At 43.9% G+C, this 239-nt stretch carries 1 protein-coding gene; it reads left to right on the top strand.

The annotated features are described in order from the left end of the window. Positions 1-123 precede the first annotated feature (123 nt). On the top strand, positions 124-239 hold a 116-nt coding region (locus tag AB4Y44_RS42970; RefSeq protein ID WP_368702863.1), incomplete at its 3' end, for a LysR family transcriptional regulator.

The raw sequence follows: 239 nt of genomic DNA, 5'->3' as shown, positions 1-239 counted from the left end.
CTATAAACCCTGTGTTCCTCGACTGCGGATTTGTGTTTTTTCTGGATACGTCATTCAGGAATGTGCAATAATCAATCTTTAGTGCAAGTGAAAAGGTGAGTCGTCGTGGACCGACTTCGTGCGATGGGATTATTTCTTTCCATTTCCAGAAATAAAAGCTTTTCCGAAACTTCCCGCCAATTCGGTATCGCCGCTGCCTCCGTTTCGAGAATGGTTTTGGATCTCGAAAATGACCTGAA

The organism is Paraburkholderia sp. BR10937 (assembly GCF_040965695.1).
GTDB lineage: Bacteria > Pseudomonadota > Gammaproteobacteria > Burkholderiales > Burkholderiaceae > Paraburkholderia.
Note: the sequence above shows the minus strand (reverse complement) of the source record. Positions and strands in the feature narration are given on the sequence as shown.